The sequence below is a fragment of the Chromobacterium aquaticum genome, from assembly GCF_021129195.1.
GTDB lineage: Bacteria > Pseudomonadota > Gammaproteobacteria > Burkholderiales > Chromobacteriaceae > Chromobacterium > Chromobacterium aquaticum.
The window spans coordinates 1-2,397 of the sequence record NZ_JAJOHW010000275.1 but is presented as its reverse complement, the minus strand read 5'-3'; the positions used below and the strand labels follow the sequence as shown (position 1 = coordinate 2,397).

The 2,397-nt window shown below is 67.7% G+C and carries 2 protein-coding genes and 1 pseudogene; all 3 read left to right on the top strand.

Going from position 1 to position 2,397, the window contains the following annotated elements; genetic code table 11:
- Positions 1–228: pseudogene (locus tag LQT98_RS23770) on the top strand (2-octaprenyl-6-methoxyphenyl hydroxylase); the annotation flags it as partial.
- 13 nt (positions 229–241) lie between these two features.
- A complete protein-coding gene (locus LQT98_RS23765; protein WP_231465724.1) occupies positions 242–1,393 on the top strand; it encodes a UbiH/UbiF family hydroxylase in 1,152 nt (383 codons plus the stop codon).
- A gap of 25 nt (positions 1,394–1,418) precedes the next feature.
- Entirely contained in the window at positions 1,419–2,153 is a 735-nt protein-coding gene (locus LQT98_RS23760; RefSeq protein ID WP_048407802.1) for a DsbC family protein, read from the top strand.
- The last annotated feature ends 244 nt before the right edge of the window (positions 2,154–2,397 follow it).

Here is a 2,397-nt window from a genome sequence, read left to right as displayed (position 1 = left end):
GCGCTGGCCGGCGTCACCGACCCCGGCGACGCCGCCGCGCTGGCGGCCTATGCGGCGTCGCGGCGGGTGGACAGCCACGCGGTGGTGGGCTTCACCCATGGCTTGATCAAATTGTTCGACGGCCACCATCCGGTGGTCAGCGCGATGCGCAGCGTCGGCCTCAGCGCGCTGGACGCGCTGCCGCCGCTGCGGCGCAAATTCGCCAGCCATCTGGTGTTCGGCGTCTGATGGGAGAGCGAGCGTGAAAGCATTGCAATACGATGTGATCGTCGTCGGCGGCGGCCTGGTGGGCGCCAGCCTGGCATTGGCGCTGGAGCGCGCCGGCAAGAGCGTGGCCCTGCTAGAAGGACGGCCGCCGCGGCTGGAGGGCCTGGAGCAGGGCTGGGACGCGCGCATTTACGCGGTGAGCCCGGCCAACCGCCGTTTCCTCGAGAGCCTGGACGCCTGGCCCGGCGCCGAGCGCCTGGGCGCGATTGAGGCGATGGATGTGCGCGGCGACGCGGGCGGCCGCATCGAGTTCGCCGCCAGCGACGCAGGCGAGCCGGCGCTGGCCTGGATCGCCGAGAACCGCTGGCTGCTGGCCGCCTTGTGGCGGCGGCTGGCGGCGTCCGGCGTCGATTGCCTGACCGGGGTCTTGCCGCAGACGCTGCGCGCCGACGCGCTGGGCGCCGAGCTGGAATTGGAGGACGGCCGCCGGCTGAGCGCCGCCTTGCTGGTCGGCGCCGACGGCGCCAACTCCTGGGTGCGCGAGCAGGCCGGCCTGGACGCCAGCGTCAAGCCTTACCGCCAGAGCGGGGTGGTGGCCAATTTCGACTGCGAGCGCCCGCACGGCGGCGTGGCGCGGCAATGGTTTCTCGGCGGCGACATCCTGGCCTGGCTGCCGATGGCCGGGAACCGAATTTCCATGGTGTGGTCAAGCTCTGATCCCGAGCATTTGCTGCAACTGTCGCCGGCAGCGCTGGCGGAGACGGTGGCCGCGGCCGGAGGACAAGCGCTGGGAAAATTGGCTACCATTACTGCCGCCGCGGCGTTTCCGCTGCGCTTGATCCAGCCGCAGCGAGTGGTGGCCGAGCGCGTGGCCCTGGTGGGCGATGCCGCTCACACCGTGCACCCCCTGGCCGGCCAGGGGGTGAACCTGGGTTTTCAGGACGCTGAGCAATTGGCGGCCTTGCTGGCCGGCGAGCGCGACGCCGGAGACTGGATGCTGCTGCGCCGTTATGAGCGCCAGCGGCGCGAAGCGGTGAAAACCATGCAGCTGGGTTGCGATGGACTGTTCCAGCTGTTCCAGGCCAAGGCGCCGGGCTTGCCCTGGCTGCGCAATGCCGGACTGAACCTGACCAATTGCCTGAAGCCTTTGAAGCGGCAATTCGCTCGCCAGGCGATTGGTTATTGAACCTCCTTTCCAAGGATAAAGATTGATGAAGAAAAACTTGAAGTCCCTGGCGCTGGGCGCCTCCCTGATGATGGCGCTGGCCGCTTGCTCGCAGGCCGCCGGCAGCGGCAACGTCGGCGATGTGAAAAAGGCGTTTGAAGGCCGTTTCCCCGGCAAGCCGGTCAAGGCGGTGAGCGCCTCCCCGGTGAAAGGGATTTTCGAGGTGGTGGTGGACAATAAGCAGGTGGTGTACACCAATGCCGACGCCAGCTATCTGTTTGTCGGCGACCTGATCGACGCGGTGAAGAAGGAAAGCCTGACCGAGAAGAAACTGGCCGAGCTGAACAAGGTGGACTTCAAGTCGCTGCCATTCGAATACGCGCTGAAGGAAGTGCGCGGCAAGGGCGAGCGCAAGCTGGCGGTGTTCTCCGATCCGGACTGCCCGTTCTGCAAGAAGCTGGAACGCGAGGGTCTGAAGAACCTGGACAACGTGACCATCTACACCTTCCTCTATCCGCTGACCCAGCTGCATCCGGACGCGATGCGCAAGTCCAAGCAGATCTGGTGCTCGCCCGACAAAGTGGCGGCCTGGTCCGGCTTCATGCGCGACGGCAAGCCGCTGACCGGTCCGGACAATTGCGACACTCCGTTGGAGAAGATTCAGCAGTTGGGCGAGAAACTGGGCATCACCGGCACGCCGGGCCTGATCTTCGCCAATGGCCAGCTGGTGCCGGGCGCGATCGATGCCGAAGACATCGAGAAGCTGCTCAAGGCCAAATAAGCCTGCCGCGCCCCGCGCGACGCCCGCGGCCTGTCCCGACGCCTTCGTGGCGGCGCGGCAGGCCGTTGTCGCGACTGGAGCGCGGCGGTGAGCGCGCGGCCGGGCTGGGGGACGCGCTGGCGCGGCCTGTCCAATGGCGACCGCATCTTGCTGGGCCTGTCGTTTTCCCTAGCCGCGCACGGGCTGGCGATTTTCGCGCCATGGCCGGTGGGTGGCGCGCACGGCGAGCCGGCCGGCCTGAGCG

What these genes read in the sequence shown, in the direction of transcription:
- LQT98_RS23760 (WP_048407802.1), top strand. Translation starts at nt 1,419, where the DNA reads ATGAAGAAAAACTTGAAGTCCCTGGCGCTGGGCGCCTCCCTGATGATG.